Here is a 15,868-nt window from a genome sequence, read left to right on the forward strand (position 1 = left end):
GGTCGCAAATTTCACAATCACGTCGCAATGCAGCATATTTTCCGCTTGCCTGTGACCCAAATGACCCTAGACTCCGGCCATAGCTCTTTAATAAGAGGAGGCTATGACATGGGACTGACGAGGCCGATCAACGCTTTGATGATTTGTGCCGCATTCGCATTCATCGGCGCCCTTATCATAGGCGTTCTTCCCTGACCCGCCAAAGCCGGGAAGACTAGCACCGAGAGTAGTCCAAACAGTTCGAAAAGGCCGGGTTCTACCCGGCCTTTTCCTTGTCCGCCAAGCTCAGGCCGCGGCCGAGCCGGCCGCCTCCGCTTCATGCGAGCGGATTCCGATCATGTGGCAGACGGCAAAGACGAGATCGGCGCGGTTCATCGTGTAGAAATGGAAATCGCCGACGCCGCGTTCAACGAGATCCAGTACCTGCTCCGCCGCCACGGCCGAGGCTACCAGCGCATGTGTCTGGGGATCGTGCTCCAGCCCCTCGAAACGCTCGGCCAGCCAGGCCGGCACCAGCGTCCCGCAACGCGACGAAAAATTGGCGACCTGGGTGAAATTGTGCACCGGCAGGATGCCCGGCACGATCGGGATATAGATGCCGGCGCGCCGTGCCCGCTCGACATAGCGCTCGTAAAGGTCGTTGTCGAAGAAGAACTGGGTGATCGCCCGTGTCGCGCCATTGTCGACCTTGCGCTTCAGCATGTCGATGTCAGTGGCGAAATCCGGGCTCTCCGGATGCTTTTCCGGATAGGCCGAGACCGAGATGTCGAAATCGCCGGCGTTTTTCAGCGCGCCGACCAGTTCTGCGCCATTGGCGTAACCGTCGGGATGCGGACGGTAGCTCGTCCCCACACCAGCCGCCGGATCCCCGCGCAGCGCCACGAAGCGTCCGACGCCCATGTCGGCGAATTCGCGGATGACCGCATCGACCTGATCACGGGAGGCATCGACACAGGTCATATGCGCCGCCGGCGTCAGCGACGACTCGTTGAGGATGCGCCTGACGGTCCGCGCCGTGCGCTCGCGGGTCGAGCCGCCGGCGCCGTAGGTCACCGAGACGAATTCCGGCTTGAGCGGCTCCAGCCGGGTCACCGTGTCCCAGAGCCTCGCTTCCATATCGTCGGTCTTCGGCGGGAAGAACTCGAACGAGACGCTGACCCTGTTGCCTATGTCGGGGCGGCGGGAAAAGCGGAACTGGTTCATCAGGCTGTTTCCCTCGCTGGCAAGGAATCATTGGACGGATCGGCGATCAACAGCCGGCGGTCACGGCCGAGCCAGAGCTTGACGGTCAGCCTTGCCTCGTTGCCGCCGCGTGGCTCGAATTCCTGGCTGTCCTCGAGGTCGAGTCCCGCCTCTGCGAACCATTCCGCTATCTGGCGGTCGGAAAAGCCGAGCCGCATATGAGCGTGCTGGTCGCGCAGGAATTCCAGGTTGTGCGGGGCGAAATCGACGACGATCAGCCGTCCCGATGGACGCAGCAACCTTGCCGCCTCCGCGATCGCGCGTGCCGGATCGTCGAGATAGTGCAGCACCTGGTGGATGGTGACGAGATCGAAGGCGTTGCGCTCGACCGGTGGCGAGAAAATGTCGCCCTGGCGCACCTGCGCGTTGGCGACGCCCGCCTTGTCGAGATTGGCGCGCGCCACCGTCAGCATCTCGCGCGACATGTCAATGCCGACACCGCGCCGGTAAAGCGGCGCGAAAATTTCGAGCAGCCTGCCCGTGCCGGTGCCAAGGTCGAGCATGGACTGGAAAGGTCGCTTGCCGACAAGCTTGATAAGCGCCGCTTCCACGGCGCGGTCTGGCACATGCAGCGAACGAATATGATCCCAGCTCGCGGCATTCTCGGAGAAATATTCGGCGGCCCGGTCCTGTCGCTTGCGCTTGACCGCCGCCAAGCGCTCCAGATCGCGCACCACCTGCGGATCGGCCTCGCTGATGCCCGCAACCAGACGCTGCACGAAATCGCGCGAATTGTCCGTGTCGGTCAGCCTGAAGAAGGCCCAGGACCCTTCCTGATAGCGGCCGATCAGCCCGGCATCGAGCAACAGCTTGAGATGACGCGAGACGCGCGGCTGCGACTGGCCGAGGATTTCGGTGAGATCGGAGACAGTCAGGTCGCCACGCGACAGGAGCACCAGAATGCGCAGCCGGCTGGATTCGGCCGCCGCCTTCAATGTATCTACCATTGTGTCGAGCGAGACATGCATGAGCGGCTCTCGTTGAAAGATATAAAGATATGTTTATGTCGATTTTGGCATTATGGCAAGCGCTATGTCGCTTCCGGACAAGAAAATGGCGCAGCCTTGACCCGCGCAAGACCGGCCGTCTTTCCAAGGGGTGAATAGGATGTTTGAGACGCGCGAAGGCGAAACGCTTCTTGAAACCGATCCGGCGCAACTGCGGCCTGACGGCCATGTCGTCTTCATCGGTCGCATTGTCTCGCCATGGGCCAGTCGTGAGGATTGCCCCAAGAACATGCGCGCCGCCCGGGAATCCGGGCGCACGGCGACCATTCTCATCGGCGAGCCCTATCGCCCGGGGTTGCAAAACCTGGAACGCGCGAGCCACATCGTCATCCTGTCCTGGCTCCATCACGCGCCACGGAATCTGATTGTGCAGAAGCCGCGCCATGCGGCTGAACCGAAAGGCGTTTTCTCGCTTCGCTCCCCTGCCCGGCCGAACCCCGTCGGCCTGCATGTGGCCAAGCTCGTCGCTCTCGACATGGAGGCCGGCCGGATCGGAATCGATGCCATAGATGTGCTCGACGGCACGCCGGTCATCGACATCAAGCCTTACTATGCTTCGATCGACGCTTTCCCCGAAGCGACCATCGCAGGACGTGACGACAAATGAACGCGCCCACCGGCCGACGCCGTGCCATCGCCAAGGCGTTGACCGCTCTATTGCCGCTCGCGCCTTACGCCGACATGGAGAAGATCCGCGCCGACGCCGGCTCGGTGCATATGAAGACCTTGCCGCCGACGATCGCGGTGTGGCTGGCCACAATCGCCCATGTCCGCCACGCCCATACCGATTACGAAAAGCTCCTCGCCGAAGGCTATGACCGCGACTCGGCGCGCTTCTTCGTCATCGGACGGACCAATGAGGTGCTCACTCGCTGGCGGGCTACACGGCTGCTCCAAGAGGATGACGATGACGAGTAGGCGCCACCGCCACCGGATTTCGTCAATTAATTCCACTGCCACCTCTGGAAAAATGCTGGCGGCACCGTAAATGCAGCAAACGGAGCTTCCTCCGTTTCTCTCCGAATTCATCGCCCTGTGGGCAAGGATCACAGATCATGACTGATAAGGTTTGGTTCATCACCGGCTCGTCGAAGGGCTTTGGCCGCGTTTGGGCCGAGGCCGCGCTTGCGCGCGGCGACCGTGTCGCGGCCACCGCGCGCGATGCCGGCACGCTCGCCGATCTCGTCGGAAAATATGGCGACAAGGTCGCCGCCATGCAGCTCGACGTCACCGACAAAAAGGCAGTCGAAGCCGCCATCGCCGAGGCGCACAAACGCTTCGGACGCCTCGACGTCGTCATCAACAACGCCGGTTACGGCCATTTCGGCGCCATCGAGGAGGTCACCGAGCAGGAGGCGCGCGACCAGATCGAGACCAACGTGTTCGGCGCGCTTTGGGTGACGCAAGCCGCGCTGCCGATCATGCGGGCGCAGCGCTCCGGCCACATCATCCAGATCTCGTCGATCGGCGGCGTCAACGCCTTTGCCTCGCTTGGCCTCTACCACGCCTCGAAATGGGCGCTGGAGGCCTTCAGCCAGTCGCTCAGCCTGGAAGTCGCCGGTTTCGGCATCCATGTCACCCTCGTCGAGCCGGGCGGTTTCTCCACCGACTGGGCCGGCCCTTCCGCCAAGGTCTCCAAACCGTTGGATGTCTACGAAGCGACCCGCGCGGCGATGGCCGAGCGGCGCAGCCGTTCGGTGGCCGGCGATCCGCAAGCGACCGGTGCGGCAATGCTCGCAATCGTCGATGCGGCCGAGCCGCCATTGCGTGTCTTTTTCGGCGATGGCGGCCTGCCGATGATCAGGCAGGAATATGCCAACCGCATCGCCACCTGGGAAAAATGGGACCATGTCTCGGTGATGGCGCAGGGCGCCAACAAGAACAGGAAAGCCTAATGAAGGCCATCGGCCACGCTGCCTCAGCGGCGTGGCCTCAGGCCCGATAGATCCACTGTTCCGGCACCCGCACGGAAATCTCTTCGTCAACCCTGACCGTGCCCGGCTTCTCGACCCAGGCGACAAGGCCGCGCAGACGCTTCGCCTCCTTTGGAAAGAGCAGCGCGGTTGCATCGTTATCCGCCGCGCCGACATGCCCGGCGATCGATTGCCCCGCAAAGCGGCAGGGCTTGTTCTGCCCGTCGACCTTGAGCGTCACGCCACCCTTGAAGAACATCAGTGAGCCGGCCGGCAGCATCGACAGATTCGGCACGCCGTCGACAAGGATGTTGGCTCCGACCCATTCCGGCTTGATCTCCTCCAACCCCATCCGCTGGGCGACGATGGCAAGTTCGTCCGCCGCGACGAGCGACAATTGCCGCTCGTTGCGCATCTCCGTGCCGCGCGGATACCAGGGCTCGCGTCCGCCGGAACGCCGCGTTGTGCCGCCATGAAAGTCGCCGGCGATACCGTCGAAGCCAAGTCGCAGTTCCTCGACCGCCCTTGTCTCGAAATGGTCGTGTGGGGCGGCAAAGAGCGCCACCGCCTTTGCCGTCAGCTTGCGGCCCGGCACTACGTCGAATGCCGGCTCCGATCCCGGAAAAAGCTCAAGGTTGGTTTCATGCATGCCGCTGGTCTAAAGGCGCCAAACAATGCGGTCCAGTCGAAAGCGCTGATGATCCGATCACGCCGTTTGATGGCGATCACGACTTTCTTACCGCAAAATCCCTTTCGCTGGCCGCCGCAAGCCGCAATGCTGCCGCGCCGGCGCTATAGGGGATCACCCGCAATCAGGAAGGTTCGATCCATGCAGGTTGGACAAGCTGTCGCCGGCCTCTGGCTGTTCTGGCTGGTTTCCTGGCTTCTTGCCGCTGCCTGGGCGGATCCGGCGCAAAAGCGCGCTGATCTCAAGTCGGAAGCGCACTACCGGATTCTCTGGGTCGCCGGCACCGTCCTGCTGTTCGTGCCGGCACACGGCTATGTCGGCCGGCTTCGGCTCTGGACGCCGACGCTAACGGAGGCCTGGATCTGCGTTGCCCTGATCGCCATCGGCATCGCTTTCGCCTGGTGGGCGCGTCTTCATCTTGGCCGCCTGTGGTCGGCCAACGTCACCGCAAAGGCCGATCACCGCGTGGTAGAAACCGGTCCCTATGGCCTGGTCCGCCATCCGATATACAGCGGCCTGCTGCTTTCGGTCCTTGCCACCATGTCGGTCAAGGGCACCGTCTGGGGCATTGCCGGCGCCGCCCTGCTGCTCGTCGGTGTCGTCGTCAAGGCGAGGCTGGAAGAGAGCTTCCTGCGCGGCGAGCTCGGCCCGGCCTATGACGACTACGCCAGGCGCGTGCCGATGCTGGTGCCTTTCGCGCCGGCCTGATCGCCAGCTACAGCATTCGCAAGAGCGCGCCGCCGATGGAATAGCCGGCGCCGAAGGCGCAGATGAGGCCGAAATCGCCGGCCTTCATGTCGGCGTGGTTCTCCGCCAGCGCGACGATCGCGCCGGCGCCGGCCGTGTTGCCGAGCCGCTCCAGCACCATCGGCGCGCGGTCGTGGTCGACGTCGTGGCCAAAGGACAGTTTCAGGATCATCGCATTCATGCGCGCATTGGCCTGATGCAGCCAGAAGCGGCGTATGCCCTCCGGCGTCAGCCCGTGCTCGGCCAGGAACTCGACGATGAATTTTTGGCCGGCCACTGTGACTTCCTTGAACACCTTGTTGCCGACCTGCTTGATGAGATTGCCCTCGAGGTTGATCATGTAGGGATCGTCCTGGGCTGTGCGGGTGTGGTAGCCGAGATTGGTGCGGATGTTGTTCGACATCTGCGTCCAGATGCGGGTGTCCAGCACCTCGAAACGTTCCGGCCGTTTGTCGCCCTGGGCAAGCCCCTCGACCACCATCGCAACCGAGGCGTCGCCGAATATGAAATGCGTCTGCCGGTCGCGGAAATTGAGATGCCCCGTGATGATCTCCGGCGTCGACACCAGGATGCGCTTGTGCACCCCCGACCTCACCAGGTTGACGGCGACATGAAGCGCGGCGGCCGCGGAAGAGCAACCGAGGCCCATGTCGAAGCCGGCGCCTTTGGTGCCGAGCGCGTCCTGCATCTCGATCGCGATGGCCGGATAGGGCCGCTGATGATGCGAGGCCGAGCAGATCACCAGATCGATGTCCGCCCCATCGATCCCGGCATGGGCTAGCGCCTTCGTGGCCGATGCAACGCCGAACTCCGCCTCCAGCGACAGCGCATTATCCGGCCGCGCCGGAATACGCGGGGCCATGCGGGTCGGGTCAAGGATGCCCTCGCGCTCGATGACATGGCGGCTCTTCACTCCCGACGCATGCACGATGAAATCGCTGTCCGACTTCTGCAGCAGGGTTTCGCCGGTCGTGGCACGACGCGCATTCTCGGTGTCGACCCAACTGTTGAAGCTTGCGACCAGCTCCTCATTGGTGATGACGGGTTCAGGGATTTCGGCGCCGATGCCGCTGATGATGACGCGATGCATGTCCAATCCGTCCGAGGCAGGGGCCTTGATGTGGGCACCGAAGCGGCCCGGCGCTACCCTTGTCGCATTTAGCCGGTTTATGCCAGCTTAAAGGCGCCGAGTCAGGCGCGCTTGGCGACGATGAATATCCGAGGGAAGCGCAGCAGCACCTTGCCGTTCGCCGCCTTCGGATAGGCCCGGGCGATCTTGGCGGTGTAGCTGTCTAGGAACAGCCTCTTCTCATCCGCGTCGAGTGGACCGAGGAACGGCTTCAGCCCTGTCGACTTGACCCATTCGACGATCGCCTCGGCATCGGCCAGCGGATGGTTGTAGATCGCATGCCAGATGTCGAGCCGGTCGGCGTGCGGCGACAAAAGATCGTAGTAGAAGGACACGGGCGGCAGCTGCCCGCGCGCGACGCCCGTGAGCTTGGTCGCGAACGGCACCTCCGCCGCGGTCTCGCGCATCAGCTGGTGCGAGGCTTCGCCGACATTGTCCGGCATCTGGACGGCCAGGGCGCCGCCGGGCGCCAGAAACCCCATCAGCCGCAGGAACACCGCCGGATGCTCCGGCACCCACTGGAAGACAGCATTGGCGAAGATGACGTCGACGGGATGCTCGGGCTTCCATCGGGCGGCGTCCGCCAGCTCGAAATTGACGTTGGGCAGACGCGCCCTCGCCTTCTCGATCATGTCGGGCGAGGTGTCGAGACCGCTGACTTGGGCATCCGGCCAGCGCTCGACCAGCAGTTCGGTGGAGTTGCCCGGGCCGCAACCGATATCGACGACGCGGCGCGGAAAATCGACCGGCACCTGCGCCACGAGATCGCGCGCGGGCCGCGTGCGCTCATCCTCGAACTTCAGATATTGGGCGGCGGACCAGTCAGCCATGTGAGAACCTCGGAGTTGCTCGCCGCCACTTCGGACTGATGTGCTACCTTGTCAGCCGCTTGTGCGTCATGCGGTGCGGGGTCGCAGCTTCGGCGCCGAGGCGCCGCAGCTTGTCCTTCTCGTATTCCTCGAAATTGCCTTCGAACCATTCGACATGCGCGTCGCCCTCGAAGGCGAGCATGTGGGTCGCCATGCGGTCGAGGAACATGCGGTCGTGGCTGATGATGACCGCGCAGCCGGCATAGGCTTCCAGCGCGTCTTCCAGCGCGCTCAGCGTTTCGGTGTCGAGATCGTTGGTCGGTTCGTCGAGCAGCAGCACGTTGCCGCCGCCCTTCAGCATCTTGGCCAGGTGCACGCGGTTGCGCTGGCCGCCCGAAAGGTTCCCGACTTTCTGCTGCTGGTCGCCGCCGCGGAAATTGAAGGACGAGCAATAGGCGCGGCTGTTGACCTCGTGCTTGCCGAGCTTGATGACCTCGGCGCCACCGGAAACCTCTTCCCAAACCGTCTTGTTCGGGTCGAGCGCGTCACGGCTCTGGTCGACATAGCCGAGCTTGACCGTCTCGCCGATGCGGATCGAGCCGGCATCCGGCTTCTCCTGGCCGGTGAACATCTTGAACAGCGTCGTCTTGCCGGCGCCGTTCGGGCCGATGACGCCGACGATGCCGCCCGGCGGCAGCTTGAACGACAGGTTCTCTATCAGAAGCTCGTCGCCGAAGCCTTTATTCAGACCTTCGACCTCGATGACGACATTGCCCAGCCGCTCGCTCGCCGGGATGACGATCTGCGTGTCTGTCGGCTTGCGGTTCTGCGATTGCTCGACCAGTTCCTCATAGGCCTTGATGCGCGCCTTCGACTTGGTCTGGCGCGCCTTCGGAGAGGACTGGATCCATTCGCGCTCGCGCCAGATGGACTTCTGGCGCGCATCGTCCTCGCGCCCTTCCTGGATCAGGCGCTTGGCCTTGGCGTCGAGATATTTGGTGTAGTTGCCCTCGTAGGGAATGCCGCGGCCGCGGTCGAGCTCGAGGATCCAACCGGTGACGTTGTCGAGGAAGTAGCGGTCGTGGGTGATGATCAGCACCGAGCCCGGATAGTCGCGTAGGTGCTTTTCAAGCCATTGGGTGGTCTCGGCGTCGAGATGGTTGGTCGGTTCGTCGAGCAGCAGAAGGTCGGGCTGTTCGAGCAGCAGCCGGCATAGCGCCACGCGGCGGCGCTCGCCGCCCGACAGGTTGGTCACTTCGGAGTCGGGCGGCGGGCACTGCAGCGCATCCATCGCCATTTCGACCTGCTGCTCGAGATCCCACAGATTGAGGCGGTCCATCTCGTCCTGGAGCTTGGCCGACTCGTCCGCCGTCTCGTCGGAATAGTTCATCATCAGTTCGTTGTAGCGCTCGATGATGGCGGTCTTCCTGGCAACGCCGTCCATGACGTTTTCACGCACGGTCTTGCTGTTGTCGAGCTGCGGCTCCTGCGCCAGGTAACCGACGGTCGCGCCCTCGGCCAGCCACGCCTCGCCCTGGAATTCCTTGTCGAGCCCGGCCATGATGCGCAGGATCGTCGACTTGCCCGACCCGTTGGGGCCGAGGATGCCGATCTTGGCGTCCGGGTAGAAGGACAGGTGGACGTTATCGAGCACCTTCTTGGTGCCATAGGCCTTCGACAGGCCGGACATGTGATAGATGAACTGGCGAGCCACGCGCGCTTTCCCTTGGAAACTGAAGTGTCAAGGTGGATGGGGGTTGCGCGCTATGTAGGCGATGAAGCGCCGTACGGCAATCGCTTTCGGCGCGCCGGCGAGCGATCACGGCGCTTTCGCTCATTTGCAGACCCAAACCCATGCTTGCAGCTTTCGCCGCCGCCGGCGCCGGCGCGAAATCAGTGGTTAACCATTCGCCTGCAAAACGCTAATAGATTGGCAAATCACGGCCATGCCCGGGTTTCGGGGAAAAATCGGATCGACGACGTGCTGAATGTTGCCCTGCTCCTTGCCGAAGCGGTTCTCTATTTCGGCGCCATGGTCACGCTTTTCCGCTTCCGGCGCCGCATCGGGCTTGGCGTGTTCGTCTGCGCGCTCGGCGTCATGCACTTCCTCGAAACCTATCTCGCCAGCGTCTTCTACGTCGCGCTGCCGTTCGGCATGGTTTCGCCGGGTTCCGCCGTGCTCTTCTCGGGCAAGCTGGTGATGATCCTGCTGCTCTACATGAAGGAAGACGCGGCGACCGTCCGCCAACCCATTTACGGCCTGCTTCTCGGCAACGCGCTGATGATCGGCCTGGTGCTGATCCTGCGCCTGCACGCGATCGCGCCGCTACCGGACGGCCGGACCCCGGATATCGCTTTCATCGACGAGATGGGCTGGCTCATGGTCTGGGGCACCTCGCTGCTTTTCGTCGATGCCATACTGATCATCCTGCTGTACGAGAAGCTCGGTGCTTACCTGCGTCACTTGCCGTTCGTCCGCATCCTGGCATCGGTGGCGTGCGTATTGACCTTCGACCAGGCCGGCTTCTTCACCGCGCTGCATTTCGTCGCCGGCGCGCCGGTCGAGGTCTTCCTCGGCGGCTGGTTCGCCAAGATGGGCGCCGCGCTCGCCTATAGCGCCATGCTCGTCGCCTATCTCAGATGGATCGAGGACAATGACGTTGCCGTGCCGCGCGGCCTCTCCGACATCTTCGACACCCTCACCTACCGGGAACGCTATGAAGCCCTGATCAAATATGTAGGCCGCGACGGTCTCACCGGCCTGCTGCATCGCGGCAGCTTCGATGCCGATGGCGAGTCAGCGGTCTCGGCGGCCATCAGGATGGGCAAGCCTCTTAGCCTGCTCATCGTCGATGTCGACCATTTCAAGTCGATCAACGACCGCTTCGGCCACGCCGAGGGCGACAAGGTGTTGAAAGCGATGGCCGCGATGCTGGCGGAGACGATCGGCGGCAACGATCTGGTGTTCCGGATCGGCGGCGAGGAGTTCGCGATCCTGACGCATCAGGCGCACGCGCCCGCCAGGCTGCTGGGCGAGACCATCAGGAATGCCACGAAGACCTCGGCGCATACCGGCCGCTTCAACATCACGGTGAGCGCCGGCGTCTCCACCGTCAGCGAGACGACGCGCAGCCTCGCAGACATTTTCGCGCTGGCCGACCAGCGCCTCTACAAAGCCAAGCTGAGCGGCCGCGACCGCGTGGTCGGCGAACCAGGCAGCGAAGCGATCATTATCCGGGCGACGCCAAGGACGGGGTGATCGGGCAACGCTCGCCTATTGGAACCCGATCGCGTCGACGGTGCCCTTCGGACAGCCGGCCTTGGCTGTAGGCGCGGACGCCAGCAGCAGATCGCCAAGCTTGCTGTCCGGACCGATCGGGCCTGACAGGCCGAGCGTCAATTCGCCGATCATACGTCGGCCGCTCGACGGATCGACCAGGCAGGAGACGCGCACGCGGTCCCCGGCGCCGGCGCCGAAGGCCTTGTTGAACGCGTCGCGAATCTCGTCCGAGGTCAGCTGCTTGCCGATATTCCTGGTGAAGAGATCGCGCACCGCGGAGGCGTTCACCGCCCGCATCAGGTTAAGCGCGTCGGAGAAGTACTCCTGCTGGCTCTTCCCATAGCAGGTGCCATGCTTGATCCATTCGTGGCGGTCGAGTTTGGAGGCCGTGCCCGGCATCACCTGGTCGAGCTCTGCGCGTACGCTGGCGTCTAGATTGACCGGCGGCAGATCTCCCCAATGCGCCGGGTTGTCGTTGGCCTTGTCGCCCGCCGACACCTGGCAATAGAAATTGCCGTTCGGCTGCGGCCACAGCCCATGCAGAGTAAAGTGCGAGGCATCGAACTCGGCGGGGTTCTGTGCCTTGCATTCGGGCTTGCTTGCGTTGGTCTCGCAAAAAGCCGGCTGCCAGCTCAGCGCAAAGACATATTCGGGTTTCCCGGAAGCCGACGTCGGCTTCGTCTGGCCCGAAGGCGCAGGCGTGGTTGCCGCGCCGCCGCCGGTGACGTGGCCGCAACTGATCTTGACCCAGCGCCGCTCGGGCTCGGCGCCCGGCACCTGGATGAGATAATGGGTGGGCTCGTCCTTGTTGCCGGCAAGAAGCTCATAGCTCTTCCCGGCCTCGGTCGAGATGTTGCCGGGGTTCTTGCCGTTCCTGATCGCCTGGGTTGCGGGACAAGCGCTGTCGGCAACGAAAGTGCCATTCATCTTGACGTCGGCATGCGCCGCGCCGGCGCAGACGAGAGCCAGCGCCATCGAACCCCATAGTGCCCAGACCCGCATCCCGCTCTCCCCGCAATCATTGGACGTATTGGATTCGTCACATAGAACAGCCGACGTGTCAGAATTGCGATCTTTTTCACCGCGCAAGAGAACAATCCCCAGCTGATCGCCCACTTCGGGGCGCATGCAGGCGCGCCCGTCCACTTGACGTCGGCAAAGCCCTCGCCCAACAGTCGCCGAGGGAGCGAGATATGCATTTCGATAAGCAGACCACGCTGGCCTCGCCGACCGGGGCCGAGCTCAACCTTTATGTAAAGGAAACCGCGGGAAAGCCGCGCGCCGTGATCCAGATCAACCACGGCCTGGCCGAGCATGCGGCTCGCTACGCCCGCTTCGCCGATTTTCTGAGCGGGCGCGGATTCCATGTCTATGCCCACGACCATCGCGGCCACGGCGCGACGAAGGCAATTGACGCGCCGCTCGGCAAGTTCGCCGACAGCGATGGCGTCTTGAAGGTGATCGCCGACGTGGAGGCCGTGCACGACCTCATCGCAAGGGAGCATCCCGGACTGCCGGTGATCGTTTTCGGACATTCGCTGGGCGCCTCGGTCGCGCTCAACTTCGTCCTGCGTCATTCCGGGCGTGTCCATGCGGCTGCGATCTGGAATGGCAATTTCTCGCAAGGCCTGCTCGGCCAGTTGGCGCTGCTGATCCTCGGCTGGGAGCGCATGCGGCTTGGCTCCGACGTGCCGTCCCGCCTTCTGCCCAAGCTCACCTTCCAGGCCTGGGGCAAGGCGGTGCCCAACCACCGGACTTTGTTCGACTGGCTGTCGCGCGACCCCATTGAAGTCGACAAATACATCGCCGACCCGCTCTGCGGCTGGGATGCCTCGGTCTCGATGTGGCGCGATGTGGTGGACATGGCGCTTCACGGCGGCAAGGACCAGAGCTTTGCCGGCGTCAGGCGCGATCTCCCCGTAAACCTCGTCGGCGGAGAGAAAGATCCGGCATCGGACTATGGCAACGCCGTCCATCACCTGGCAAAGCGCATGCGGGCAATGGGGTTTTCGAATCTGGTTTCAAAGGTTTACACCGAGACCCGCCATGAAAGCCTGAACGAGATCAACCGCGACACTGTCATGAACGACTTCGCCATCTGGGCGGACAGCGTGCTGAAACCCTGATGCGGCGTGGCCCAGCGTATGGTTCGTGACACGGCGGTTGCGGGTTGCTAGAGGCTGCGTTTTGTTAGAGCACGGTGATCCATGGCCGCCCCTCCGCTGAAAGGCATCCGCGTTATCGAACTTGCCCGCATCCTCGCAGGCCCCTGGGCCGGGCAATTGCTGGCCGATCTCGGCGCCGACGTGATCAAGGTGGAAAGCCCGGATGGCGACGACACCCGCAAATGGGGTCCGCCCTTCGTCACTAGCCGCGACGGCGAGAACCTGTCGGCCGCCTACTACCATTGCTGCAACCGTGGCAAGCGCTCGATCGCGGTCGACTTTTCCAGGCCGGAGGGCGCGCACACGCTTCGCGAGCTGGTCGCCACCGCCGATGTGCTGATCGAGAATTTCAAGCTCGGGGGCCTGAAGAAATACGGCCTCGACTACGAAAGCCTGAAGGCGGTCAATCCGCGCCTCGTCTATTGTTCGATCACCGGCTTCGGGCAGGACGGTCCCTACGCGCCGCGCGCGGGCTACGATTTCATCATCCAGGCGATGGCCGGCATGATGTCGATTACGGGCGAGCCTGGGCGCGAGCCGCAGAAGGCCGGCGTCGCGATCTCCGACCTGTTCACCGGGCTCTACTCGGTGATCGCCATCCAGGCAGCACTTCGCCATGCCGAAAAGACCGGCGAGGGTCAGCACATAGACATGGCGCTCTATGACTGCCAGATCTCCGCGCTCGGCAACCAGAACCTCAACTATCTGGTATCCGGCAAGTCGCCGGCGCGGATGGGCAACGCGCACATGAACATCGCGCCTTACGAGGTGCTGCCGGTCAGGGACGGCCACATCATCCTCGCGGTCGGCAATGACGGCCAGTTCGGCAAGTTCTGCGCTGTCGTCGGCCTGACCGATATGCCCGCCGATCCTGATTTCGCCACCAATCCGGCTCGCGTCGCCAATCGCGCGAAGCTGCGCGAGCGCATCATCGAGACGCTCACCGCCTGGGATCGCGATCCGCTGCTGGCGAAGCTCGAGGCGGCCGGCGTGCCGGCGAGCCCGATCAACACGATCGGCCAGATGTTCGCCGACCCGCAGACGGTTGCGCGCGGCATGCGCCTCGACCTCGACGACGGCCATGGCAATCGCCTGCCCTCGGTGCGCGCGCCCATGGTCATGTCGGGCACGCCGCTCGTCTATGAACGCCCCTCGCCGCGTCTTGGCGAGCACACGCAAGAAATCCTGGCCGAACTGGAGAGAGCAGCAAAATGAAGACCGGCGGACAACTGATCGTCGAGGCGCTCGAGGCAAACGGCACCGACCGCATCTTCTGCGTTCCGGGCGAATCCTACCTCGCGGTGCTGGACGCCCTGCATGACTCATCGATCCGCACCATCGTTTGTCGCCAGGAAGGCGGCGCCGCCATGATGGCCGACTGCCAGGGGCGGCTGACCGGCAAGCCGGGCATCTGCTTCGTGACCCGCGGCCCCGGAGCCACCAATGCGTCGGCCGGCATCCACATCGCCATGCAGGATTCGGTGCCGATGATCCTGTTCATCGGCCAGGTCGCCAGCCATGCCAAGGAACGCGAGGCCTTCCAGGAGGTCGACTACAAGCGCTTCTTTGGCGACATCGCCAAATGGGTGGTCGAGATCGACGACGCTTCACGAATTCCGGAATTCGTCACCCGCGCTTTCGCGGTCGCGACATCGGGGCGCCCCGGCCCGGTCGTCATCTCGCTGCCTGAGGACATGCTGACCAGCGAGGTCGAAGCCCCGCAAGCGCTGCCGCACACGCCCGTCGAGACGCGCCCCGGCGAGGCCGAGCTCGACGCGCTGGAAATGCTCCTCAACGGTGCAAAGCGTCCGTTCGTCATTCTCGGCGGCACGCGCTGGAACGAACAAGCCGTGGCGCATATGCGCGCCATCGCCGAGACATGGTCTATGCCCGTCGGCTGTTCCTTCCGCCGTCAGATGCTGTTTGACCATCTGCACCCGAACTACGCCGGCGATGTCGGCATCGGCATCAATCCCAAGCTGGCCGAGCGGATCAAGCAGGCCGATGTCGTGCTCTTGCTCGGCGGCCGCCTGGGCGAGATGCCGTCTTCGGATTACACGCTGCTGAAAAGCCCTTATCCGGACCAGGCGCTGGTGCATGTTCACGCCGACGCCGGCGAGCTCGGCCGCGTCTACCGGCCGACAATAGCCATCAACGCCTCTCCCGCCGCTTTCGTCGAGGCCTTCGCCAGGCGCAAGCCTGCAGCCAAGCCTGCCTGGGCGGCGGAGACCGAGAAGGCGCACGCCGCCTATCTCGAATGGTCGACGCCGCCTCAGACCGGACCTGGCCCGGTCCAGATGGGCCCCATCATCGAACATCTCGGGAAGGTCCTGCCGGAAGACGCCATCCTCACCAACGGGGCCGGCAACTACGCCACCTGGGTGCATCGCTTCTACCGCAACCGTCGCTACGGCACGCAAGCGGCACCCACGTCCGGCTCGATGGGCTACGGCACGCCGGCGGCGGTCGCCGCCAAATCATTGTTCCCGGAGCGCACCGTGATTGCCTTCGCCGGCGACGGCTGCTTCCTGATGAACGGCCAGGAGTTCGCGACCGCTGTCCAATATGACCTGCCGATCATCGTGATCGTCGTCAACAACGGCATCTACGGCACGATCCGCATGCACCAGGAGCGGGAATATCCGAACCGCGTCGTCGCCACTGATCTGAAGAACCCCGACTTCGCCGCTCTTGCCCGCGCCTATGGCGGTCATGGCGAGACGGTGGAGAAAACCGCCGACTTCGCGCCGGCTTTCGAACGCGCCAGCGCCAGCGGCAAGCCGGCGATCATCGAGATCAGGCTCGATCCCGAAGCGATAACGCCGACCCGCACACTGACGCAGATACGCAATAAGAACTGAAGCGGCGTTTCCGCCGGTTGCAGGACA

General features: G+C 63.7%; 15 protein-coding genes. 8 read left to right on the top strand and 7 right to left on the bottom strand.

The genetic code is table 11. From position 1 onward, the window contains the following. Nucleotides 1-285: 285 nt before the first annotated feature. Nucleotides 286-1,203, bottom strand: a complete 918-nt coding sequence (gene metF / locus ACR64R_RS13320) for a methylenetetrahydrofolate reductase [NAD(P)H] (RefSeq protein WP_487362074.1) — start codon at nucleotides 1,201-1,203, stop codon at nucleotides 286-288. Then, complete coding sequence (locus ACR64R_RS13325) at nucleotides 1,203-2,210, bottom strand: ArsR/SmtB family transcription factor (protein ID WP_487362075.1); 1,008 nt, start codon at nucleotides 2,208-2,210, stop codon at nucleotides 1,203-1,205. Before ACR64R_RS13325 ends, metF begins: the two co-directional genes overlap by 1 nt. Nucleotides 2,211-2,349: 139 nt before the next feature. On the opposite strand from ACR64R_RS13325, the gene tsaA reads away from it, so the two are divergent. The 3 genes from tsaA (at nucleotide 2,350) to ACR64R_RS13340 (ending at nucleotide 4,144) form a co-directional block, all read left to right on the top strand. After that, complete coding sequence (gene tsaA / locus ACR64R_RS13330) at nucleotides 2,350-2,856, top strand: tRNA (N6-threonylcarbamoyladenosine(37)-N6)-methyltransferase TrmO (protein WP_487362076.1); 507 nt, start codon at nucleotides 2,350-2,352, stop codon at nucleotides 2,854-2,856. Further along, a complete protein-coding gene (locus ACR64R_RS13335; protein ID WP_487362077.1) occupies nucleotides 2,853-3,167 on the top strand; it encodes a DUF2293 domain-containing protein in 315 nt (104 codons plus the stop codon). The genes tsaA and ACR64R_RS13335 overlap by 4 nt, the downstream gene beginning before the upstream one ends. Nucleotides 3,168-3,304: 137 nt before the next feature. Further along, nucleotides 3,305-4,144, top strand: coding sequence for an SDR family oxidoreductase (locus tag ACR64R_RS13340; RefSeq protein ID WP_487362078.1), 840 nt, complete (start codon nucleotides 3,305-3,307; stop codon nucleotides 4,142-4,144). Between the two features lie 37 nt (nucleotides 4,145-4,181). Here the strand turns inward: ACR64R_RS13340 and ACR64R_RS13345 are convergent, their stop codons facing one another. Further along, nucleotides 4,182-4,811 (bottom strand): MOSC domain-containing protein, encoded by a 630-nt coding sequence (locus ACR64R_RS13345; protein WP_487362079.1) that lies wholly within the window; start codon nucleotides 4,809-4,811, stop codon nucleotides 4,182-4,184. A gap of 180 nt (nucleotides 4,812-4,991) precedes the next feature. Here ACR64R_RS13345 and ACR64R_RS13350 point away from each other — a divergent pair, with 180 nt between their 5' ends. Then, on the top strand, nucleotides 4,992-5,558 hold the full coding sequence (locus tag ACR64R_RS13350; RefSeq protein WP_487362080.1) for a methyltransferase family protein: 567 nt from the start codon (nucleotides 4,992-4,994) through the stop codon (nucleotides 5,556-5,558). 7 nt (nucleotides 5,559-5,565) lie between these two features. On the opposite strand, the gene ACR64R_RS13355 is transcribed toward ACR64R_RS13350, so the two are convergent. From ACR64R_RS13355 to ettA, 3 genes are all read right to left on the bottom strand, one after another. Further along, nucleotides 5,566-6,687, bottom strand: a complete 1,122-nt coding sequence (locus ACR64R_RS13355; protein WP_487362081.1) for a beta-ketoacyl-ACP synthase III — start codon at nucleotides 6,685-6,687, stop codon at nucleotides 5,566-5,568. Nucleotides 6,688-6,788: 101 nt separating this feature from the next. Beyond that, nucleotides 6,789-7,556, bottom strand: coding sequence for a trans-aconitate 2-methyltransferase (gene tam / locus ACR64R_RS13360; protein ID WP_487362082.1), 768 nt, complete (start codon nucleotides 7,554-7,556; stop codon nucleotides 6,789-6,791). 43 nt (nucleotides 7,557-7,599) lie between these two features. Continuing rightward, on the bottom strand, nucleotides 7,600-9,249 hold the full coding sequence (gene ettA / locus ACR64R_RS13365) for an energy-dependent translational throttle protein EttA (protein ID WP_487362083.1): 1,650 nt from the start codon (nucleotides 9,247-9,249) through the stop codon (nucleotides 7,600-7,602). A 267-nt stretch (nucleotides 9,250-9,516) separates the two neighbouring features. On the opposite strand from ettA, the gene ACR64R_RS13370 reads away from it, so the two are divergent. Continuing rightward, entirely contained in the window at nucleotides 9,517-10,794 is a 1,278-nt protein-coding gene (locus ACR64R_RS13370; RefSeq protein WP_487362084.1) for a GGDEF domain-containing protein, read from the top strand. A 15-nt stretch (nucleotides 10,795-10,809) separates the two neighbouring features. Here the strand turns inward: ACR64R_RS13370 and ACR64R_RS13375 are convergent, their stop codons facing one another. Further along, nucleotides 10,810-11,817 (bottom strand): ribonuclease T2 family protein, encoded by a 1,008-nt coding sequence (locus ACR64R_RS13375; protein WP_487362085.1) that lies wholly within the window; start codon nucleotides 11,815-11,817, stop codon nucleotides 10,810-10,812. Between the two features lie 191 nt (nucleotides 11,818-12,008). Between ACR64R_RS13375 and ACR64R_RS13380 the strand changes: the two genes are divergently transcribed. From ACR64R_RS13380 to ACR64R_RS13390, 3 genes are all read left to right on the top strand, one after another. Beyond that, complete coding sequence (locus ACR64R_RS13380; RefSeq protein WP_487362086.1) at nucleotides 12,009-12,941, top strand: alpha/beta fold hydrolase; 933 nt, start codon at nucleotides 12,009-12,011, stop codon at nucleotides 12,939-12,941. An 81-nt stretch (nucleotides 12,942-13,022) separates the two neighbouring features. Continuing rightward, nucleotides 13,023-14,195, top strand: coding sequence for a CaiB/BaiF CoA transferase family protein (locus ACR64R_RS13385; RefSeq protein WP_487362087.1), 1,173 nt, complete (start codon nucleotides 13,023-13,025; stop codon nucleotides 14,193-14,195). Continuing rightward, nucleotides 14,192-15,841 (top strand): thiamine pyrophosphate-binding protein, encoded by a 1,650-nt coding sequence (locus ACR64R_RS13390; RefSeq protein WP_487362088.1) that lies wholly within the window; start codon nucleotides 14,192-14,194, stop codon nucleotides 15,839-15,841. Before ACR64R_RS13385 ends, ACR64R_RS13390 begins: the two co-directional genes overlap by 4 nt. The last annotated feature ends 27 nt before the right edge of the window (nucleotides 15,842-15,868 follow it).

This window comes from Mesorhizobium sp. MC2-1-1, assembly GCF_057597255.1.

Coding starts and splice junctions, on each gene's coding strand:
- ACR64R_RS13350 (WP_487362080.1), top strand. CDS start 4,992: ATGCAGGTTGGACAAGCTGTCGCCGGCCTCTGGCTGTTCTGGCTGGTT.
- ACR64R_RS13345 (WP_487362079.1), bottom strand. CDS start 4,811: ATGCATGAAACCAACCTTGAGCTTTTTCCGGGATCGGAGCCGGCATTC.
- tsaA (WP_487362076.1), top strand. CDS start 2,350: ATGTTTGAGACGCGCGAAGGCGAAACGCTTCTTGAAACCGATCCGGCG.
- tam (WP_487362082.1), bottom strand. CDS start 7,556: ATGGCTGACTGGTCCGCCGCCCAATATCTGAAGTTCGAGGATGAGCGC.
- ACR64R_RS13385 (WP_487362087.1), top strand. CDS start 13,023: ATGGCCGCCCCTCCGCTGAAAGGCATCCGCGTTATCGAACTTGCCCGC.
- ACR64R_RS13355 (WP_487362081.1), bottom strand. CDS start 6,687: ATGCATCGCGTCATCATCAGCGGCATCGGCGCCGAAATCCCTGAACCC.
- ACR64R_RS13335 (WP_487362077.1), top strand. CDS start 2,853: ATGAACGCGCCCACCGGCCGACGCCGTGCCATCGCCAAGGCGTTGACC.
- metF (WP_487362074.1), bottom strand. CDS start 1,203: ATGAACCAGTTCCGCTTTTCCCGCCGCCCCGACATAGGCAACAGGGTC.
- ACR64R_RS13390 (WP_487362088.1), top strand. CDS start 14,192: ATGAAGACCGGCGGACAACTGATCGTCGAGGCGCTCGAGGCAAACGGC.
- ACR64R_RS13325 (WP_487362075.1), bottom strand. CDS start 2,210: ATGCATGTCTCGCTCGACACAATGGTAGATACATTGAAGGCGGCGGCC.
- ACR64R_RS13340 (WP_487362078.1), top strand. CDS start 3,305: ATGACTGATAAGGTTTGGTTCATCACCGGCTCGTCGAAGGGCTTTGGC.
- ACR64R_RS13380 (WP_487362086.1), top strand. CDS start 12,009: ATGCATTTCGATAAGCAGACCACGCTGGCCTCGCCGACCGGGGCCGAG.
- ACR64R_RS13375 (WP_487362085.1), bottom strand. CDS start 11,817: ATGCGGGTCTGGGCACTATGGGGTTCGATGGCGCTGGCTCTCGTCTGC.